Here is an 18,773-nt window from a genome sequence, read left to right as displayed (position 1 = left end):
AGCAGCAGGAGAGATAGTACTTGAGTACCCTGGCAAGTGCCCGTAAAATCGAGGCCGAATAATGACTCACCGTGAATAACCCTATGCCTGAATTGACTACCATTCAACAAATCGCCGTCTGGATTATTCCTGTGCTGTTTGCCATCACCCTGCATGAAGCCGCTCACGCCCTGGTCGCCGATAAATTAGGGGACAGCACGGCCAGAATGCTTGGGCGGGTCAGCTTTAACCCGCTGCGCCATATTGATTTAATTGGTACCATCCTTATCCCTATTCTGGTGCTGGTTTTAAGCCAGTTTAATTTTGTTTTCGGTTGGGCCAAGCCCGTTCCTATCAATGCCAGCCATTTTCGCCACCCTCGCCGGGACATGGCTTTGGCAACTGCCGCAGGACCCCTTGCCAACTTGCTGATGGCACTATTTTGGGCAGGGTGTTTTAAATTGTCTGCGCTCTTTCATCCGGAATCCATGGTCGGCCTGTTCTTCCTGCTGGTATCCCGGGCCGGCATATTGATTAATCTCCTGCTTGCCTTTTTTAACCTGTTACCCATTCCGCCGCTGGATGGTGGACGTGTGGCCATCAGCCTGCTGCCCTACAAAGCCGCCATTCAGTTACAAAAAATCGAGCCCTACGGTTTTTTTATTTTATTAGCCTTGATGATGCTTGGCGCACTGGGCTGGATTATTAATCCACTCATTCACGCGGCATTAAGTCTCCTAGCCTATGTGTTTCGCCTATGATCCCTATCCTTGCTGACGCCTCGCTGCCTGATTTGCAGAACGTCTTTCCAGCGCCATTTTGCTTAAGTTTCTACCAGAATGCTGAACAAATTCCATCGCTGCTGCCGGGAAAGGCCATTCTTTTATGCCGTTCGACTTTAAAAGTCGATGCCGCGTTGCTGGGTCAACATACCCTTGACTATGTCGCCACGGCCAGCAGCGGTACTGATCATCTCGATGAGGCCTTTCTAGCCAGCCGCGGCATCACCCTGGTCGATGCCAAAGGGTGTAATGCCCCGGCGGTTGCAGATTACGTCATGGCGTCTTTAGCCTGGCTTGAACTGAATCATTCACTGCCTGGCGGACGACAGGCAGGCCTTATCGGTTGCGGTGAAGTGGGTTTGCGGGTAGCCGATCGCCTACAGGCAGTGCAATGGGAGGTCCGTCATTATGATCCGCCCAGGGCAGAAAGGGATCCGGCATTTCGCAGTTGCAGCCTTGATGAATTGGCTGCCTGTGATTTAATTTGCGTGCATGCCAACCTGCATGACGCCCCTCCCTACCCCAGTCGAAACAGCCTTAATGCCGATTTTTTAAGCCAGCTTAAACCGGGTACAGTGATCATCAATGCGTCACGCGGGGGGATTGTCAATGAAGAAGACCTGCTCACCTTCCCTCATCTTCGCTATTGTACGGATGTCTATCTCAATGAACCGGCTGTGAATGCGGCCATTCTCTCAAAAGCGCTGCTCTGCACGCCGCATATCGCAGGCCACAGCATCGAAGCGAAACAACGTGCGGTCACGTTACTGAGCGATAAACTGCATGAATACTATGGTCTAAAACCGCTTCATCACCCCTCTCCGGCCAGGCAGGCGTTGCCCGTCCCGGCTGACCTTGATTCCTGGCCGTCTCTGTTACTGTCGCTTTATAATCCGGCTGTAGAAACCAACGCAATGAAAGAGGCCGGCGATAAGCAACGCGCCTTCCTTACCTTGCGCCAGGCACACACCTTTCGCCATGATTTCAGTACCTGCGGCGGTGCCTTAAGCAATCGGTTCTTAAAGACGCTACTTGGCGCTAATTAAGTCAATAACCCGCGGATGATTTCCTGATCAGAGAAATGGTGGCAGACCTGACCAATCTGCTGGTAAGTCTCATGGCCTTTGCCGGCAACGAGCACGATGTCATCCTTGTCTGCAAGGCTGACTGCTTTGGCGATCGCTTCCTCCCGGCTGACAATTTTATACAGCGAGGGATGAGAGGAAATGCCTTTTTCAATTTCGTGAATGATGGCTTCCGGATTTTCAGTACGGGGGTTGTCGCTGGTAATGATGGCAATGTCAGCGTACTGGCTGGCAATTCGGCCCATCATCGGCCGTTTGGTTTTATCGCGATCACCGCCGCAGCCAAAAACCACCAGCATTTTGCCTTTTTTAACCTTTTCAAGCGTTGCCAACACATTTTCCAGCGCATCAGGGGTATGGGCATAATCCACAATCACGCAGGGTTTCTGCGCCACCACCTCCATGCGGCCGGGAGCCGGTTGCAATTGGGCCATTACCCCAACTACCGCTTCATGGGGATAACCGGCTGCCAGGAGGCTTGAGAAGACGGCCAAGGCGTTATAAATATTAAAAAAGCCCAGCGCGTTAATCTTAAGTTGATACTCTCCCCAGGGGGATAACACGTCAATGCGGGTTCCTGAAAGACTGACATCCCAATTCAGGGCACGGATATCAGCACTTTCATAGATGCCATAGGTCAACAGACGGCAAGGCGGCTGAATGGCGCCGATCATTTGCTGTGCGTAAGCGTCATCTCCATTGACAATGGCCCATTGTAAATTGGATTTTTTAAACAAAGCGGCTTTGGCGGCGGCATAAGCTTCCATGGTGAGGTGGTAATCCAGATGATCGTGGGTCAGATTGCTAAAAATGGCCTGATTAAAATGGATGCAGTCGACTCGCTGTTGGGCTAAGGCATGAGACGAAACCTCCATGCACACCTGCGTTATTTTTCGCTGCTGGTAATGGGCAAACAAGGATTGCAGGGCCAGTGCATCCGGGGTGGTATTGGCCAACGGCTGTAATTGAGACGCCTCACCCTGCCCCAGGGTGCCAATGTAGGCGGCCTTCGTCCCTAACAGGGAATGGGCCTGAGCCAACTGATAAGCAATGGTGGTTTTTCCGTTGGTGCCGGTAATGCCGGTAACATTCATTTTACTGCTGGGATCCGCATAAAATCGGCTGGCAATCGCCGCCAGATGACGGGCCAGTTTGGGAAGCGGCGCGCCGATAAAAGAGGAAGGAGGACAATCGCTCAAAGGCCAGTCGCCCGGTTCATAAACCACCGCGGCTGCGCCGCCTGCCAACGCCTGAGGAATAAATAAACGGCCATCAACGGTTGTACCGGGATAGGCGATGAACAAATCTCCCGGTTGCACTTTACGGCTGTCATTACAAAGGCCGGTAATGTCGCAGTCGTGGCTGACAGTAGTCCAGTGTTTTAAAAGGTCAGACAATTTCATAATCACCTCACGGTGTGGTTTTATCAGGAGGTATGTCTAAAATCCGCAAAGCGCCCGACATGACCTGGGCAAACAACGGCGCCGCAACGGCTGCCCCGTAATAACCGTTACGGGTCGGTTCATGAATCACAACAACAACAACGAGCCTGGGTGAAGACACGGGAGCGATGCCTGCGAAGCTGGCGATGTGGCGGTTGGACTCATACCCGTTTTTACCGGCTACCCGGGCCGTACCGGTTTTACCGGCAACCCGATAACCTGGAATTCGGGCAGCCCTTCCCGTCCCCTCATTGCCCAATACAGCCTCCATCATCGCCAGAACCTGATCGGCTGTTTTCGTGTCCAGTACCTGTTCACCAATTTCAGTCGTGTCATTGTGCAATAAAGTCACTGGATGAAGTTTACCGTGATTGGCGAAAATTAAATAGGCTTTGGCCAACTGCAGCGCAGTCACCGAGATGTTGTAACCAAATCCAAGGGTAGCCAGCACAAAGGGATTGGCATCCTTGACTTTTACCACGGCACCGTCGCTTTCACCCGGATAACCGCTTTCCGTCCGCTGCCCGAAACCGCTGCGTTGTAACAGACCAATCAGTTGTTCCGGCGGGCTTTGCAAAATCATTTTGGTCACGCCGACATTACTGGAGTGCTGCAGCACACCCGTGACATCGAGCACCCCGTAGTTATGCACATCACGCACCGTATGACCGTGAACAATCATCCAGCTTGGGCGGGTATCAATGATGGTTTCTGGCGTGAACTGGCCGCTGCCCAGCGCACTCGCGATACTGAATGGTTTCATTAATGAACCGGGTTCAAAGACATCGGTAATGGCCTTGTTGCGGTAACTTTCGCGCGTGTAGCGGCCGCGTACGTTAGGATTAAACGAGGGTGCATTGGCCGCCGCCAGAATTTCCCCTGTCTGTGAATCAAGCACCACTACCGAACCTGACTTGGCGGCAAATTTCTCCAGGGTATTCTGCAATTCATGATAAGCCAGATACTGGATGCGGCGATCGATGCTTAACACCAAATCGTGACCCGGTCTCGGTTCCTTGATAACACCCAGCTCCTCAATGATATGGCCGGTACGATCTTTTAATACCCTTTTTTTACCCGGAATCCCCATCAGCCAATCCTGATAAGCCAACTCCAGGCCTTCAATGCCCACATCGTCGATGTTGGTAAACCCCAGCAATTGGGCTGTGCTGTCTGTCTCAGGGTAATAACGCTTGAATTCCTGCTGGAAATTCAGACCCGGGATCTTTAACTGTTCAATGTCCTTAGCCAAGGCCGGTTGCAGTTGCCGCTTCAGGTAGAGAAATTCCCTTGATTTCGCCCGTTGAATTTGAGCGAGCAGCCTGTTAGGCGGCATGTCCAGTAATTTGGCCAAGGCAAGCAACTGCTTTTTATCAGGAGAGAATTCTTTGGGGTTGACCCATAAGGATTTAACCGGCGTACTGACTGCCAGAGGCGTCCCCTGACGATCCACGATCATGCCGCGGTAGGCTAGAATATCCACCGTCCTTAAACTTCGGGCATCCCCCTGCCCTTTAAGAAACTGGCGGTGAAGGATAGTTAAGTCCGTTATCCGCCAAAGCAGGGCCGCGAGCAACGCGATAAAAAAAACCGAGACGACAATTAAACGCGCTTTATGCCCTTTGTTAGTCATTGTTGCTGTAATACATAGGTGTCTTTATCGGACGGTAATCTCATTTGCAATTTATCCGTGGCCAACTGTTCTACACGAGCAGGGGTAGCCAGGCTCGCCTGTTCCAGCAGCAATTGCCCCCATTGCAACTGCAATTGGTGGCTTTGTTGCTCCAATTGCTGCAACTGGCTGAAGCTTAATCGATGTTCATTGGTCGTGTAAATAACTGCCAAGGAACTGACCAGGACTGCAAAGAGTAACGACAAGATCAAACACCATTGTTTTGACAGGCGCATTTCCAGTAATTGTCCACTAAATAAGTTGCTTTGATTAATTGCTCTTGCTGCGGCATTCATGCTGTTTTCTCTCCTATTCTAAGGACCGCACTCCGGGCTCTGGCATTTTGTCTTATCTCCGCTTCACCAGGTTTAATCGCTTTACCGATGCGTTTAAAACAACTGCCCATTTCACTTGCTCGTACAGGTACGCCCGGCGGCGGGCGAATACCTTGTTCTTTATCACGCATAAATTGTTTAACGATTCTGTCTTCCAGCGAATGAAAACTGATAATGACCAAACGGCCGCCTACCGTTAATGTCGCCATGACTTTGTTAAGGCAGGCTGCCAGGTCGGTTAGTTCCTGATTGATGTAAATGCGTATGGCCTGAAATACCCGCGTCGCGGGGTGCTTGTGTTTTTCCCACTTGGGATTCGCCTGTTTGACAATTTCAGCCAGAGTCTGGGTGGTGACAATCGGGCTTTGCTCTCTTGCCGCCACAATCGCGCGGGCAATGCGGCCTGAAAAACGCTCTTCGCCGTATTCACGGAATACCCGCACCAGATCTTTTTCATCCGCTTTATTGATGAACTCCGCGGCACTCAGGGCCTGCGTCGAATCCATACGCATATCGAGCGGCCCCTGTTGCATAAAACTGAAGCCCCGCTCGGGTTCATCCAGTTGTGGGGAAGAAACACCCAAATCCAGCAAAATCCCGTCAATTTTGCCGCTCACCCGGGCTTCTTCTGCAAACCGCGGTAAATCGGCAAACGATCCATGAAAAAGCGTAAACCGCGGATCCTGACTGAAATGTTCCCTGGCATAGGCTATCGCTGCGGGATCTTTATCGATGGCAATTAATCGGCCTGCGGGTGAAAGCTGTTGCAGAATAGCGCGCGCATGACCGCCGCGACCGAAGGTGCCGTCGACATAAATGCCGTCAGCCTTGATCGCCAAGCCTTGGATTGCCTCCTGTAACAACACGGATTGATGGGCCATTTTCTGCTTCCGTTATAAAGAAAAATTCTTCATTTCGTCAGGGAGACCGCCCTCGCCGTCACCTTCCTCTTCCAACCATTGCTCGCGTTTACTCTGCCACAACATCTCATTCCACACTTCAAATTTGTTACCCTGCCCAATCATCACCACCTTTTTATCGAGCTGCGCGTAATCACGCAGTAAAGGCGGTAACAGCACCCGGCCATTGCCATCGAGCTCAACATCCGTTGCATGACCAATCAGCAGCCGTTGAATACGGCGTGCTGCGGCATTAAAACTGGGTAAACTTTGTAATTTATCTTCAATAATTTGCCATTGCGCTGCCGGATAAAGCAGTAAACAGGTTTCTTCGGTATCAATGGTGACGACCAAAGCCGATTTGCCATCCGCACTCAGCGCGTCACGATAACGCGTTGGGATGGCAAGGCGACCTTTTCCGTCAACTGTGATGGCATTGATTCCACGAAACATGATTTTCTCTTAGGAGGGGAGGATTAGCTCCCCCACAAATCTCCACTTTTTTATTATTTTATACCACTTTTATACACTATAGAAACACATTTTCCCAATCGTCAACCTTTTTATGCCACTTAAACGGCAAAAAAAGCCCGCCGCATGCGGATGGGATGCGAAGAGGTTTTTATTTGACACTCTTTGATTTAAAAGAATACAACCGAAAGAGACAATCCCCGAGTCAGGCTAAAACAGTACCCGGGGCATGCGAAACGACTCACTGATTCATTAAGGCAGCCAGTCGAATGCCCTGTAACACCAGGTCGGGTGACAACACATCGTAAATGCCCTGCTTATCAAAAAGGGATGCAAAACCGCCGGTCGCAATCACCAAAACCTCCTGATTGGGGAAGGTTTCTTCTTTAATACGATGAATCAGTTCGCGACAGGCGCCCAGAGCGCCATGGAAAATACCCGATTGAATGCTTTCGATGGTGGAACGCCCGACTACCTGTTCGGTTTTAACAATTTCAACCGCCGGGAGCTTGGCGGTATTGTTAGACAAGGCGTCTACAGACAAACGTACCCCCGGAAGGATGGCACCGCCGAGATAAGCCTTCTGCGAGGTGATAACGCAAAACGTTGTCGCTGTGCCAAAATCAATGACGATGCTGTTTTTACCGGGATAGGCATGGGTTGCAGCAATGGCATTGGCAATGCGGTCGGCACCGACTTCCACGGGATTGCGGTATTTAATATTCAAACCGGTTTTTACTCCCGCCTGCAGGAAAAAGGGATCCACCGAGAAGTATTTAACACAGGCTGCGCGCAAGGAGTAGTCGAGCTGGGGAACCACGGAACAAATGGCAATTGAACTGATGGCTTCGGGCGAACACTGATTCTCCCGCAGCACGCTCTTTAAAAAAATGCCCAATTCATCGGAGGTACTGACTTTCGATGTGTGCCTGAAGCGCAGACGAATGTCATCGCCGGCAAAAACACCGCCATAAATATGGGAATTACCCACATCGATGCATAACATCATAGAGAACGCCCTGTTATAAAAATGTGGCGATAGTAAGGCCAGTGCCGGATAAATACAAGAGGACAGTAGAAAAGTCGGTCGATAAGCCGGGTTCTGTCGTGGACAATCATTCATCTGGGACTTGTGTCACCACAAGCCTCAAGCGACCTACCCGAATCCCATGCGGGCCGCATGTGCCGGCTTACGCCGGATGGATTCCTATTTGGTCTTGCTCCGAGTGGGGTTTTCCCTGCCACGCCTGTTGCCAGACGCGCGGTGCGCTCTTACCGCACCATTTCACCCTTACCTCCTGCACAGGCGGGAGGCGGTATATTTTCTGTGGCACTTTCCGTAGATTTTCATCTCCCAGGCGTTACCTGGCACTCTGCCCTATGGAGCCCGGACTTTCCTCCCCTTGCCTTGCAAGGAGCGATTGCCTGACCGACTCTGATAGTAATGGTAGCAAAGTGCCTACAGAAAGACCAGAATTTATTAGCCGCGGGTGCCAATAAATTCGTCGTCGAAATAACGCTTAAGCTTGGTGCGCAACGTACCACGGCTGACGCCTAAAACTCTCGCTGCTTTGGATTGGTTGTAGCGGGTTAACTCCATGACCGTACGGAACAAGGGAGCCTCAACTTCCTCAACAATTAATTGATAAAGGTTGAGATTCATTTCTTTATTACCGACTGCATTGAGATAACGCTTTACTGCGCCAACGACTTGTTGGGTTAATGCTTCATTAACCTGTTCAACTTGTTGCATTACTGCACTCATTATCCTCTCTCCTGATGATGAAATTGATGCTGTTCAGATCGGAAAATGTGACATAAACAGTACATCATGGGCGATATAGTAACAAATACCACAAAGAATGTAAACATTGTTTCATTCATATTCATTTATTAAGGGAAGCTTAAGGAAATTTTGCATTTTTAGCAAGTATTTTCGCTTATTTAGACAAATTTAAATCAATAAAATTAAATATCGACAAATTGAATTGATTTTTTTCTTGCTCTTACGCACGTGGTAAGGAGGTACCTGAGACAAAGCGGTATTGGTCTATGATGGACGCCCCTCTCCCGCCGGGAAAGGGGTTTTCAGGAATCAGTGGGAACTGGCAAAATACGGCCAGGTTACTCTACTGTGAAGCTTTCACCACACCCGCAGGCACCGGTTTGGTTAGGGTTGTTAAAAACAAATTTGGCATTCAAACCCTGTTTGACATAGTCAATGGCCATGCCTTTCAAGTAGGGATAACTGCCTTTATCAATATAGATTTGGTACTGGTCGGTCAACGGCAGGACGATATCGCCGCTTTGAGGCGTCTCGACATAATCAACCACATAGGCAAGACCGGAGCACCCTGTTTTCTTAACGGAAAAACGGATACCGCAGCAATTGGGCTGGCGGCCAAGGTAAGAAAGCACATGATTTTTCGCCGTTTCACTTAAATTAACGCCAGTCTCACTGCTCGCTTCGTATTGAACAACACCACTCATTACGGGTTCTCCTTTACTAATTGTTTCATTTTTTCACAAATCTGCCGGTATCCCTGTTCCACCAGCAGGGCGGTAGGATAAAGTGTTTTGGGTATTTCCAGTTCATTAATCAGTTGCTGGTAACCCAAACGCGGGTGCTCGCTCACCGATGTGCCCGTCATCTGGCGGCAACACCATTCCAATGCCGCGATAAGGTACGGGTTACCGTAGGCTTTAAAACAGCACCGGGTAATTAAACCCTGAGCGTCGCAGGCCGCATACCATTGCAAAAACGCTTTACCACGGATCCCCACCTCGCTTGATACCGTGAAAGGCCGGGTACAATCCAGCGTGCCCACATGCCGCGGCGTAAAAAAACAGGTTTCTACTAAACTATTATACTTCATCATGGCGCTATTTCATGCAGACGGGTTACTTGTTGGCAAATGGTATGAATGGCTTTTTCAATGTCCGCCTCCGTGGTAAAACGGCCCAGGGACAGGCGAATGGAACTGTAAGCGTCTTCATCACTTAAACCCAGGGCTTTAAGCACATAAGACGGTTGATTACTGGCAGATGAACAGGCTGACGCCGTGGACACGGCCAATTCCCGCAAAGCCAGCAATAAGGTTTCGCCTTCGATTCCCTTAAAAGTCAGATTGAGGTTACCGGCAATCCGCTGGTGTTCGTGGCCGTTTAAACGGATACCGGGAAGATGCTTAATGCCCTGCCAAAGCCTCTGGCGCATTGCCAGGAGGCGCGCCTGCTCGGCCACGCGGGTTTGTTCGCCCAAATAAAATGCTTCGGCCATGCCCACGATCTGATGCGTGGCCAGGGTCCCTGAGCGTAACCCCTGTTCATGCCCGCCGCCATAGGATAAAGGTAAAAGCCGCAGGCGCGGTTTATGACGAATATAGAGGGCGCCTATGCCTTTTGGACCATAATTTTTATGGCTGGACAATGACATTAATCCCACGGGCATGTGGTCAAGATCAACCAGCAGTTTACCGACACTCTGCGCTGCATCGACATGGAAAATAATGCCCTTATCCTTCAACAAATCGCCAATGGCCGTGATGTCCTGAATCACGCCGGTTTCATTATTCACATGCATCACCGATACCAGAATGGTTTCCGGCGTCAGGGCCGCCTTTAATCGTTCAAGGGAAAGCAACCCATCTGGCTCAGGCGGCAGGCAGGTGACAGTAAATCCCTCTTTCTTCAGTTGATGAACGCTGTCAAGGACGGCTTTATGTTCGGTACTCATGGTGATGAGGTGCCTTCCTTTATGCTGATAAAAGCGGGCAGCGCCAAGAATGGCGAGATTATTGGCTTCAGTGGCGCCGGAGGTGAAAACAAGGTCTCGAGGCTCTGCATGAATAACCTCGGCAATCTGCGCCCTGGCCGTTTCAACCGCTTCCGCGGCTTCTTTGCCATAGGGATGAGAAATGGACGAGGGATTACCGAAAATGCCGTCAGGACCGAGATACTGAACCATACGCGCCACAACCCTCGGATCAACCGGGGTGGTAGCCATGTAATCAAAATAAATCGGTAACTGTTTCATGACCTTATCCTCTGTCCTTCACGCCCGCCCATCTCAATGCATTCTGAACGTTCGTTAAAATGCCGCGCAGGATATTGACCTCCATGTGTTCCAGTTTCGCACGGTTAAACAGACGCCGGATGCGTTGCTGTAAACGCCGGGGATTGGACGGTTTTAAAAAATCAATCGCCACCATGACCTCGGTCAGATGGGCATAAAACTGCTCGATTTCATCGGCTGTAGCCGGTTTATCCGCCCTTAACGCCACTGCAGCGGCAGGCGACAATAATTTCATCCGCAACTCGTAAGCAATGATCTGCACTGCCTGCGCCAGGTTCAGCGATCCATACTCCGGATTGCTGGGGATATGAATATGATAGTGGCTTTTTAACAATTCATCGTTGGTCAAGCCGGCGTGTTCACGTCCAAAGAGGATAGCGACCTGCGTGTCATCGGATTTTTTACACACCATTTCCGCCGCTTCCGATGGCGTTAAACCCGGCAATGCAATGCCGCGTGGCCGCGCGCTAGTGGCTAAAATGAGCTGGCAACCGCGTAACGCATCATCCAGACTTTCTGTGACCACGCAGTGTTCAAGCACGTCATCCGCCCCCGCCGCCATTTCCCAGGCTTTGAGATCAGGGAAAGACCTGGGCGTTACCAGGTATAAACGGCTCAACCCCATGGTTTTCATGGCTCTTGCCGCTGAACCAATATTGCCCGGATGCGACGTGGCAATCAGTATAATGCGAACAGACTCTAATTTCATAAAGGTCAATGAATTTTGCGAAGTGCGTAACTATAACAGCAATGACTTCTCTCTGTACAAAAAAAATGTGCTAGAATCGCTGACTTTTGTAGAAAAGAGCGAAGCCATGGAACCATTACTTAATATTGCAGTCACCGCCGCCCGTCAGGCCGGTGATATTATTGTACGTCATATTGAACAAATTGACAGAATTAAAGTCACGGCCAAGGACAATGCCGAGTATTTCAGTGAAGTGGACATCAAAGCCGAGCAAGCCATCATTCAGGCTATCCACAAGGCCTACCCCGACCATGGTATTTTAGCGGAAGAAAGCGGCCTTTATAATGATGAATCCGATGTGCAGTGGATCATTGATCCGCTGGATGGAACCAGTAATTTCCTGCACGGTTTCCCTTTCTACTCGGTCTCCATTGCCTGCAAAATTAAAAATCGAATCGAACATGCCGTGGTTTACGATCCCCTCCGGCATGAATGTTTTTCGGCTACCCGCGGCCGCGGCGCCCAGCTCAATGACCGCCGTATCCGCGTTTCCAAACAAACACAACTGCAGCAGGCCCTGCTCGGTACAGGCGTGTCCTTTCGCAACCCGGCCGCAGCACAACGGTATCTGCCAACGTTTGAAGCATTAATGGGTAAATGCGTCGGCATCCGGCGAACCGGCTCTGCGGCGCTTGATTTAGTGTACGTAGCGGCAGGACGGCTTGATGGTTTCTGGCAATTTGGCCTTCGCCCCTGGGATATTGCAGCCGGCGCTCTGATCGTCAAGGAAGCGGGTGGTTTATTGAGTGATGCTCAAGGCGGCGAAGAGTATCTGAAGCAGGGCGATGTTATCGCGGGAACCCCCAAAGTGTTCAAAGCGCTGTTACAAACGCTGATTCCAGTCATGAAACGCTAACCCCACCAGCACTGCTTCATTGCCGGTACGAATTTTGCACAGAAATCGTACCGGGTCTCTGTCAACCTGAAGCTATGAAGCACTTTGCAAGCCACCAAAAAGGATTCAGTTTAATTGAAGTCTTGGTCAGTTCATTTGTTCTGGCACTGGGCTTACTTGGCATTGCGTCGTTGCAGATGAATGCCATCCGCTACAATCAAACCGCGCAATTGCGCTCAATCGCCATTGCCCAGGCAGGCAATATGGTTGATCGCATGATGGCTAATTCAGCCGGCATTCAGTCCGGCGCCTATAATAATGTATCAGGAACTCCCTCGTTACCCAGTTGCACCACCTGCAGCGCCGGGCAGATTGCCCAACGCGACGTGCATATCTGGAATTCAACCAACAGCACATTATTGCCTCAGGGCCAGGGCACCATTACCCGTAACGGCAACCAGTTCACTGTCATTATGCGTTGGGATAATGAGCGCACGGGCGTTAACGGTACCGGTTGCAGCGGCGATGCCGATGTCGATCTGACCTGCCTGATTATGGAAGTGGAATTATGAAGCGCTTGCCATGCCATGGTTTTTCTGTGATTGAATTCATGGTGGCCATTACGCTGGGCACCTTGCTTATTGCCAGCGCCGGTGCGGTTTACCTGAGTAATAAATCCACCTACGTCATGCAGGAAGGCTTGGCTCGTCTGCAGGAAAACGGGCGGTATGCCAATTTTTTACTGGCCCGGGAATTACGCATGGCGGGATTTCAGGGCTGTGCCAATCAAAAGCAGATTGCAGTGACCAATTTGGTCAGAAATGTATCAGCAATGTTGTCTTATGACAAACCTGTGCAAGGTTACGACGGGCTCGCCGCCTCCTTCAGCCCCCTCCTTCCAGCCAATTTAACGGGGAAACCCCTCGCTGGATCAGACATCATTGAAGTACGAATGGCCTCTAATTTTGGCGTGCAATTGCGCGATGACATGAATCAGCCCAACAACCCCATTCTGGTTTATGATCGCTTAGGCATCGCCGCGGGGGATCCGGTGATGATTACCAATTGCTCAGTGGGCGATATCTTTATTGCCGGCGCCAACACCAACGCCACGGCCATTACCCATACCGTCAGCGACAATACCTCCAATGATTTGACCATGGCGTATCCGGCCAATTCACAGGTCATGCGCTTTCTCTACTATGCGTTTTATGTAAAAAACACCGGCCGCGTCAATTCCGTCGGTCAGCCCATTTTGGCGCTAGTGCGCCTGGATATCAATGGCAACGAAGATGAAATCGCTGAGGGCGTGGAACGCATGCGTGTCTCCTATGGCGTCGACACGGATGGCGATAACACCGTGGATACTTACCAGACCGCCACCCAGGTCAATAATGCCAATAACTGGAATAATGTCATCAGCATCCAGATTAATCTTCTCTTTGCCACAACGGAAAATGTCAATGACAAAGTTCAACCCTATACCTTTAACGGTGTAACCACGACGCCTACCGATCGCAAATTACGCCGCCAGTGGGATACATTCATTACCTTAAGGAATCGAGGTTTGCCATCATGAGGAAACAATCTGGTGCGACGCTCGCCGCAACCCTGCTGTTATTACTGGTGATCACCCTTTTAGGCATCACCTCAGTCCAGGTGACCCACCTGCAGGAAAAAATGTCTGCCAACCTGCAGGATAAGGAGCTATCCTTCGTGGCCGCCGAATCGGCCTTAAAGGCGGGGGAGAACTGGGTTTTAAGCCAGGAAAAGGAACCCACGGTGTATGTCACCTGTCAGGCTTATCCCTGCGCCCAGCAGGTATACGAAAACATTAATCTGTCCACCCAGCCGTCAAGCTGGTGGAACAGCCGTTCAGCGCAATACACCCTGAGCCTGGACAATATCGCAACCAATCCGCGTTTCATTATTGAATTTCTCCAATTTGTTCCTGATTCACCCGTCGTTGGTTCATCGGCGGCTAAAAGCACCGGTGTTTTTTATTATCAGGTCACTGCCCGCGGTACAGGGTCTACGAATGATTCAATCAGTGTCCTGCAAACCACTGTGGCAAGGAGATACTGATGAAACGCATAACCGCAGCAGTGGCGTGCCTGACCGGCACTTTAAGCATTACCCCGCTCTTCTCCGGCACCTTGAATCTGTCACAGACCCCGTTGTTCATCACTGACACTGTCGCGCCCATGACCATGCTGATTTTAAGCCGCGACCACAAGCTTTATTTTGAAGCCTACAACGATTTGACTGATCTGGACGACGATGGCCAGATTGAATTGCACTTTAAACCCAGTATTGACTATTACGGTTATTTTGACAGCGCCAAATGCTATGCCTACGATTCAGGACAGCAGTATTTCTATCCGACCGCCATGGCAGTTGATCGCAAATGCCCGGGGAGCTGGAGTGGTAATTTTTTAAATTATTTAACAACATCCCGTCTGGATGCCATACGCAAGGTCTTGTATGGCGGCTACCGTTCCGTCGACTCAACCACCGCCACGGTGTTGCAACGTTCCTACATTCCTCAGGATGGGCACAGTTGGGGAAAAGAATACAAAAGTTTAGCCATTGACGGCTTTAATATCAGCGACTACACCCCGTTTACCGCTCCATCCGGCACCAATTACCATCTTTTTGCCAACACCACCCTGTTAAACACCTCGTCCCCCCTGTTGCGGGTTGCCCTAAACCAACCCTATCGTATTTGGGAATGGGTCAGTATTGAACGACCCGTGGCCGGTTCCCGAGCATTGCATGGTAGCTCAGGGCCGTTGATTACCGGCCTTACGGATTATGTCGTACGCGTTAAAGTCTGCGACAGCGCCATTGGTCTTGAAGACAATTGCCGCAGTTACCCCAATGGCCAGAAAAAACCGATTGGTCTGCTGCAGGAATTTGGCGAAAACAATTCCATGTTGTTTGGTTTATTGACTGGATCATACAAAAACAACCTGGCAGGCGGCGTGCTGCGCAAAAACATCTCGAGTATTACTGATGAAATTGATTTAAACACCGGGCAATTTACGGCGGTGAACGGCATTATTTCTACCATTAACAAATTAACCGTCACCGGTTTTGGCGGTAACTATGAATATTCCTGCGGATTTATCTCAACCCGCAACATCAACAACGGCGAGTGCGAAATGTGGGGAAATCCACTGGGTGAAATGATGTATGAATCCGTGCGTTACCTGGCCGGTAAATCGTCAGCCACCTCCACCTTCAATTATTCCACTGGCACGGATGTGACGCTCGGCCTGCCGAAGCCCTCCTGGGTCAACCCCTACTCGGTTTACCCCTATTGCGCCAAAGCCAATATGCTGGTATTAAGCGACTTGAATCCAACCTATGACAGTGATCAGGTGCCAGGGAGCTACTTTAACTCCTTCAGCGGCGATTTAACCCCCTCCCTCAATGCCGCCTCCCTCGCACAAAGCATTTTTACCGGGGAAGGCTTTTCAAGCCTGCTGGCTTTCATTGGCCAATCCGGCGCCACAGCCGATGGGTCTCCCAAGCCTAAAACCGTCACCAGTTTCGGTAATATCCGTGGTCTTGCCCCATTGGAAGCCAACTCCGAAGGCAGTTATTATCCAGCCAGCGTGGCCTGGTATGCCTGGATTAATGATATCAACAGCGCTCAGGGGGAACAAAATGCCAAATCCTATTTAATCGCGCTGTCCGCCCCCATGCCTGAACTTAAATTTTTTGTGGGGGGCAACCCGATTACCGTGCTGCCTTTCGGGAAATCCGTCGCCGGCTTCAGTATCAATGCAACCCAGGGCCAATACCAGCCTACCAATGAAATTGTCGATTATTATATTGAGTCCTTAACTCCCACACAGGCCGTGCTGAGGGTAAATTTTGCCGACTTGCAGCAGGGCGCTGATTTTGACATGGATGCGATTGTCAAATACACCATCACCGTCAATGCCGACAACACGCTGACCATTGCCTGCGACTCCATCTACGCCGCTGGCGGGATCACCCAGCACATGGGGTATGTCATTTCCGGTACCACGCAGGACGGGGTGTATCTTGAGGTACGGGATGTCGACACAGCCGCTGGCAGTGACGTCAATTACTTTTTGGACACGCCTCCCGGACAGCCGCCGGGCGGTACCTGGAATGATTGGGTGGCATTACCCTTAACCACCACTCGAACCTTTACCCCGAGCTCCACCCCGTCGGCCACTGTACTGAAATCCCCGCTGTGGTATGCGGCCAAATGGGGCGGATTCATTGATTCCAATAATAACAATACCCCGGATGTGAACACGGAATTCGATACCGACAATGACAACGATCCGGATAACTATTTTCTGGTGACCAATGCCAACAGCCTGCGGGCTCAACTGGCCAAGGCTTTTGCCTTAATCTTGGACAGAACAGGTTCCTTCTCATCCGCCGCCTTAAGCAGCGGTTTCTTAGCTTCTGATACCCTGATTTATCAGGCTATTTTCAGAACCAAAGACTGGAGCGGCCAATTGCTGGCCTTTGACATTGATGAAACGAACGGGAATATTCTCTTTACCGGTTCAGGACCGCAAGGCTCCCTCTGGGATGCCTCCCAGAAGCTGAGCCTTCAAAATTTCAGCACAGGGCGTCACATCATCACCTTTAAGCCCTCCAACAACACAGGCATTAAATTCCGTTGGCCTTCAAACCCGGCCTCCCCCACCAATACAGAACTGGACGTATCCCAGGTGACGGCTTTGAATTTAAATCCGGTGACGGCCGTGAGTGACGGGCAAGGCAGCAACCGCTTGAATTTCCTGCGCGGGGATAAATCGCTGGAACAGAAAAACGGCGGAACTTTCCGTAATCGCACCACGCTGCTGGGCGACATCATTAACTCCACCCCGCTGGTGATTAAAGTGCCCAACCAGCAATACCCGGTCACCTGGGCTGGAGGAGCCCCGGAAAACAGCAGTCCTTACGGCATTTTCCGTGAAAACAATTTAAACCGTCGCGCAATAATCTACGTGGGCGCCAACGACGGGATGCTGCATGCGTTTGATGCAGTCACAGGGGTTGAGGTCTTTGCCTATGTCCCCGCCAGCCTTTTTAAAACCTTAAATCAATTGACCAATCCCAATTACGCCCACCGGTATTACGTGGACGGCTCACCGACGGTCATTGACGTCTACATTAACAGTGAGTGGCGTACGGTGCTTGTGGGCACCTTGAATGGCGGCGGCCAGGGTGTTTATGCCCTGGATGTGACAGATCCGACCCAGTTTACTGAAAATGGCGCCCCGGGCATTGTGAAATGGGAATTCAATGATACGGATGACGCCGATTTGGGATTCACCTACAGCCAGGCATCCATCGTCCGAATGGCCAATGGCCAGTGGGCTGCCATTTTTGGCAACGGCTATAACAACACCGCCACCGATGGCAATGCCAGCACCACCGGCAACGCCGTCCTTTATATTGTCGATATCGCGACGGGAACGTTGATTAAAAAACTGGATACCGGTGTGGGCATGAGCGCGGATCCGCTGTCTCTGGGCCGCCCGAACGGCATGTCCAGCCCCACGGTCGTGGACTTAGACGGCAATGCGATTGCCGATACTGTCTATGTCGGCGATTTGTTTGGTAATTTATGGAAAATCAATGTTTCCGCCAGCAACCCCAATCAGTGGGATTTCGCCTACAAACAGGGCAGCACGCCCAAACCCCTGTTTGTGGCCACCGACAGCGGCGGTAAACGGCAACCCATCACGTCCAAGCCCGCCGTTTCCAGACTGAATTTCTCAGCCTCAGGCCTGCAGATTTACATTGGTACCGGCAAATACATTGAACCCAGTGATAAAACCGATACCAGCGTACAAACCATTTATGCGTTAAGGGATGACAATACCTCTGTCATTACCGGACGCGCCCAATTGCGCCAGCAAACCATCATCTATGAACAAAACGGCCTACGTGTCACCAGCAATAATTTATTGGCCAACAATGATCGCGGCTGGTACATGGATTTAGTCTACAATGGCAATGCACGCGGCGAGCGGGTCGTGTCCAACATGCTGTATCTGAGCGGCAAAATCATCTTCTCAACCATCATACCCACCAGCGATCCCTGCGATTTTGGAGGCGAAAGCTGGCTTATGGAACTGGATGCCTTCACGGGAGCGCGGTTGAATTACAATGTGTTTGATATCAACAACGACAATAATTTTGATGTCAATGACTCCGTGACCTACAGCAACGGTGGACAAAACTACACTGTTCCGGTCAGCGGCATGAAGGCTTCCGTGGGTTTGATTGCCACACCGTCTGTATTGAATGCGGGTGATAAAGAATACAAATACCTGCCAGGCACCAGCGGCGGTATTCAAAAAGTTCATGAAAACCCGGGTAAACAAATTTTTGGCCGGCAATCCTGGCGGCAACTGCAATAGGTCATCAGCCTCCCCTGCGGGTCAG

Annotated in this window: 18 protein-coding genes and 1 other RNA gene; 7 read left to right on the top strand and 12 right to left on the bottom strand. The window is 50.8% G+C overall.

Annotated features, from left to right (window positions below):
* The first annotated feature begins 83 nt into the window (after window positions 1-83).
* Both Lrub_RS05890 and Lrub_RS05885 read left to right on the top strand, forming a co-directional pair.
* Window positions 84-740: a site-2 protease family protein gene (locus Lrub_RS05890; RefSeq protein WP_058531241.1), complete on the top strand. Its 657-nt coding sequence runs from the start codon at window positions 84-86 to the stop codon at window positions 738-740.
* A complete protein-coding gene (locus tag Lrub_RS05885) occupies window positions 740-1,807 on the top strand; it encodes a 4-phosphoerythronate dehydrogenase (RefSeq protein ID WP_058531563.1) in 1,068 nt (355 codons plus the stop codon). Before Lrub_RS05890 ends, Lrub_RS05885 begins: the two co-directional genes overlap by 1 nt.
* On the opposite strand, the gene Lrub_RS05880 is transcribed toward Lrub_RS05885, so the two are convergent.
* The 12 genes from Lrub_RS05880 to Lrub_RS05830 all read right to left on the bottom strand — a co-directional run bounded on the left by Lrub_RS05880 (window position 1,804) and on the right by Lrub_RS05830 (window position 11,449).
* Window positions 1,804-3,249, bottom strand: coding sequence for a UDP-N-acetylmuramoyl-L-alanyl-D-glutamate--2,6-diaminopimelate ligase (locus Lrub_RS05880; protein WP_058531240.1), 1,446 nt, complete (start codon window positions 3,247-3,249; stop codon window positions 1,804-1,806). The two genes, Lrub_RS05885 and Lrub_RS05880, sit on opposite strands and share 4 nt — an antisense overlap.
* 7 nt (window positions 3,250-3,256) lie before the next feature.
* Window positions 3,257-4,921, bottom strand: coding sequence for a peptidoglycan D,D-transpeptidase FtsI family protein (locus Lrub_RS05875; RefSeq protein ID WP_058531239.1), 1,665 nt, complete (start codon window positions 4,919-4,921; stop codon window positions 3,257-3,259).
* Complete coding sequence (ftsL, locus tag Lrub_RS05870; protein ID WP_058531238.1) at window positions 4,918-5,256, bottom strand: cell division protein FtsL; 339 nt, start codon at window positions 5,254-5,256, stop codon at window positions 4,918-4,920. Before ftsL ends, Lrub_RS05875 begins: the two co-directional genes overlap by 4 nt.
* Window positions 5,253-6,176 (bottom strand): 16S rRNA (cytosine(1402)-N(4))-methyltransferase RsmH, encoded by a 924-nt coding sequence (gene rsmH, locus Lrub_RS05865; protein WP_058531237.1) that lies wholly within the window; start codon window positions 6,174-6,176, stop codon window positions 5,253-5,255. Before rsmH ends, ftsL begins: the two co-directional genes overlap by 4 nt.
* A gap of 12 nt (window positions 6,177-6,188) precedes the next feature.
* Window positions 6,189-6,647 carry a division/cell wall cluster transcriptional repressor MraZ gene (gene mraZ / locus Lrub_RS05860; RefSeq protein ID WP_058531236.1) on the bottom strand — a complete coding sequence of 153 codons (459 nt, stop codon included), beginning with the start codon at window positions 6,645-6,647 and terminating at the stop codon, window positions 6,189-6,191.
* Between the two features lie 259 nt (window positions 6,648-6,906).
* The gene (locus Lrub_RS05855) at window positions 6,907-7,674 is read right to left on the bottom strand and encodes a type III pantothenate kinase (RefSeq protein ID WP_058531235.1); all 768 of its coding nucleotides are present in this window, start codon (window positions 7,672-7,674) and stop codon (window positions 6,907-6,909) included.
* 66 nt (window positions 7,675-7,740) lie between these two features.
* An RNA gene (rnpB, locus tag Lrub_RS07475) (RNase P RNA component class A) lies at window positions 7,741-8,102 on the bottom strand.
* Between the two features lie 43 nt (window positions 8,103-8,145).
* On the bottom strand, window positions 8,146-8,430 hold the full coding sequence (locus Lrub_RS05850) for a helix-turn-helix domain-containing protein (RefSeq protein WP_058531234.1): 285 nt from the start codon (window positions 8,428-8,430) through the stop codon (window positions 8,146-8,148).
* A gap of 359 nt (window positions 8,431-8,789) precedes the next feature.
* On the bottom strand, window positions 8,790-9,155 hold the full coding sequence (locus tag Lrub_RS05845) for a HesB/IscA family protein (RefSeq protein WP_058531233.1): 366 nt from the start codon (window positions 9,153-9,155) through the stop codon (window positions 8,790-8,792).
* Complete coding sequence (locus Lrub_RS05840; RefSeq protein ID WP_058531232.1) at window positions 9,155-9,544, bottom strand: hypothetical protein; 390 nt, start codon at window positions 9,542-9,544, stop codon at window positions 9,155-9,157. Before Lrub_RS05840 ends, Lrub_RS05845 begins: the two co-directional genes overlap by 1 nt.
* Window positions 9,541-10,701, bottom strand: a complete 1,161-nt coding sequence (locus Lrub_RS05835) for an IscS subfamily cysteine desulfurase (protein WP_058531231.1) — start codon at window positions 10,699-10,701, stop codon at window positions 9,541-9,543. The genes Lrub_RS05840 and Lrub_RS05835 overlap by 4 nt, the downstream gene beginning before the upstream one ends.
* A gap of 4 nt (window positions 10,702-10,705) precedes the next feature.
* Window positions 10,706-11,449 carry an RNA methyltransferase gene (locus tag Lrub_RS05830; protein WP_058531230.1) on the bottom strand — a complete coding sequence of 248 codons (744 nt, stop codon included), beginning with the start codon at window positions 11,447-11,449 and terminating at the stop codon, window positions 10,706-10,708.
* 106 nt (window positions 11,450-11,555) lie between these two features.
* Here Lrub_RS05830 and Lrub_RS05825 point away from each other — a divergent pair, with 106 nt between their 5' ends.
* From Lrub_RS05825 to Lrub_RS05805, 5 genes are all read left to right on the top strand, one after another.
* The gene (locus tag Lrub_RS05825; protein ID WP_058531562.1) at window positions 11,556-12,344 is read left to right on the top strand and encodes an inositol monophosphatase family protein; all 789 of its coding nucleotides are present in this window, start codon (window positions 11,556-11,558) and stop codon (window positions 12,342-12,344) included.
* A gap of 74 nt (window positions 12,345-12,418) precedes the next feature.
* The gene (gene pilV, locus Lrub_RS05820) at window positions 12,419-12,895 is read left to right on the top strand and encodes a type IV pilus modification protein PilV (protein WP_058531229.1); all 477 of its coding nucleotides are present in this window, start codon (window positions 12,419-12,421) and stop codon (window positions 12,893-12,895) included.
* Entirely contained in the window at window positions 12,892-13,902 is a 1,011-nt protein-coding gene (locus Lrub_RS05815; RefSeq protein WP_058531228.1) for a PilW family protein, read from the top strand. Before pilV ends, Lrub_RS05815 begins: the two co-directional genes overlap by 4 nt.
* Window positions 13,899-14,408, top strand: coding sequence for a pilus assembly PilX family protein (locus tag Lrub_RS05810; RefSeq protein ID WP_058531227.1), 510 nt, complete (start codon window positions 13,899-13,901; stop codon window positions 14,406-14,408). Before Lrub_RS05815 ends, Lrub_RS05810 begins: the two co-directional genes overlap by 4 nt.
* Window positions 14,408-18,748 (top strand): pilus assembly protein, encoded by a 4,341-nt coding sequence (locus Lrub_RS05805; protein WP_058531226.1) that lies wholly within the window; start codon window positions 14,408-14,410, stop codon window positions 18,746-18,748. Before Lrub_RS05810 ends, Lrub_RS05805 begins: the two co-directional genes overlap by 1 nt.
* Window positions 18,749-18,773 lie beyond the last annotated feature (25 nt).

Origin of the sequence: Legionella rubrilucens (assembly GCF_001468125.1) — a bacterium.
In the GTDB taxonomy this organism is placed as follows: Bacteria; Pseudomonadota; Gammaproteobacteria; order Legionellales; family Legionellaceae; genus Legionella_C; species Legionella_C rubrilucens.
The sequence above is the reverse complement of the archived record's forward strand: the minus strand, read 5'-3'. Positions and strand labels throughout refer to the sequence as shown.

Bases quoted from the DNA above. Each gene is read 5' to 3' on its own strand.
- Lrub_RS05850 (WP_058531234.1), bottom strand. From the start codon at position 8,430: ATGAGTGCAGTAATGCAACAAGTTGAACAGGTTAATGAAGCATTAACC.
- Lrub_RS05875 (WP_058531239.1), bottom strand. From the start codon at position 4,921: ATGACTAACAAAGGGCATAAAGCGCGTTTAATTGTCGTCTCGGTTTTT.
- Lrub_RS05845 (WP_058531233.1), bottom strand. From the start codon at position 9,155: ATGAGTGGTGTTGTTCAATACGAAGCGAGCAGTGAGACTGGCGTTAAT.
- Lrub_RS05815 (WP_058531228.1), top strand. From the start codon at position 12,892: ATGAAGCGCTTGCCATGCCATGGTTTTTCTGTGATTGAATTCATGGTG.
- Lrub_RS05880 (WP_058531240.1), bottom strand. From the start codon at position 3,249: ATGAAATTGTCTGACCTTTTAAAACACTGGACTACTGTCAGCCACGAC.
- pilV (WP_058531229.1), top strand. From the start codon at position 12,419: ATGAAGCACTTTGCAAGCCACCAAAAAGGATTCAGTTTAATTGAAGTC.
- mraZ (WP_058531236.1), bottom strand. From the start codon at position 6,647: ATGTTTCGTGGAATCAATGCCATCACAGTTGACGGAAAAGGTCGCCTT.
- Lrub_RS05830 (WP_058531230.1), bottom strand. From the start codon at position 11,449: ATGAAATTAGAGTCTGTTCGCATTATACTGATTGCCACGTCGCATCCG.
- Lrub_RS05825 (WP_058531562.1), top strand. From the start codon at position 11,556: ATGGAACCATTACTTAATATTGCAGTCACCGCCGCCCGTCAGGCCGGT.
- rsmH (WP_058531237.1), bottom strand. From the start codon at position 6,176: ATGGCCCATCAATCCGTGTTGTTACAGGAGGCAATCCAAGGCTTGGCG.
- Lrub_RS05810 (WP_058531227.1), top strand. From the start codon at position 13,899: ATGAGGAAACAATCTGGTGCGACGCTCGCCGCAACCCTGCTGTTATTA.
- ftsL (WP_058531238.1), bottom strand. From the start codon at position 5,256: ATGAATGCCGCAGCAAGAGCAATTAATCAAAGCAACTTATTTAGTGGA.
- Lrub_RS05890 (WP_058531241.1), top strand. From the start codon at position 84: ATGCCTGAATTGACTACCATTCAACAAATCGCCGTCTGGATTATTCCT.
- Lrub_RS05840 (WP_058531232.1), bottom strand. From the start codon at position 9,544: ATGATGAAGTATAATAGTTTAGTAGAAACCTGTTTTTTTACGCCGCGG.
- Lrub_RS05805 (WP_058531226.1), top strand. From the start codon at position 14,408: ATGAAACGCATAACCGCAGCAGTGGCGTGCCTGACCGGCACTTTAAGC.
- Lrub_RS05835 (WP_058531231.1), bottom strand. From the start codon at position 10,701: ATGAAACAGTTACCGATTTATTTTGATTACATGGCTACCACCCCGGTT.
- Lrub_RS05855 (WP_058531235.1), bottom strand. From the start codon at position 7,674: ATGATGTTATGCATCGATGTGGGTAATTCCCATATTTATGGCGGTGTT.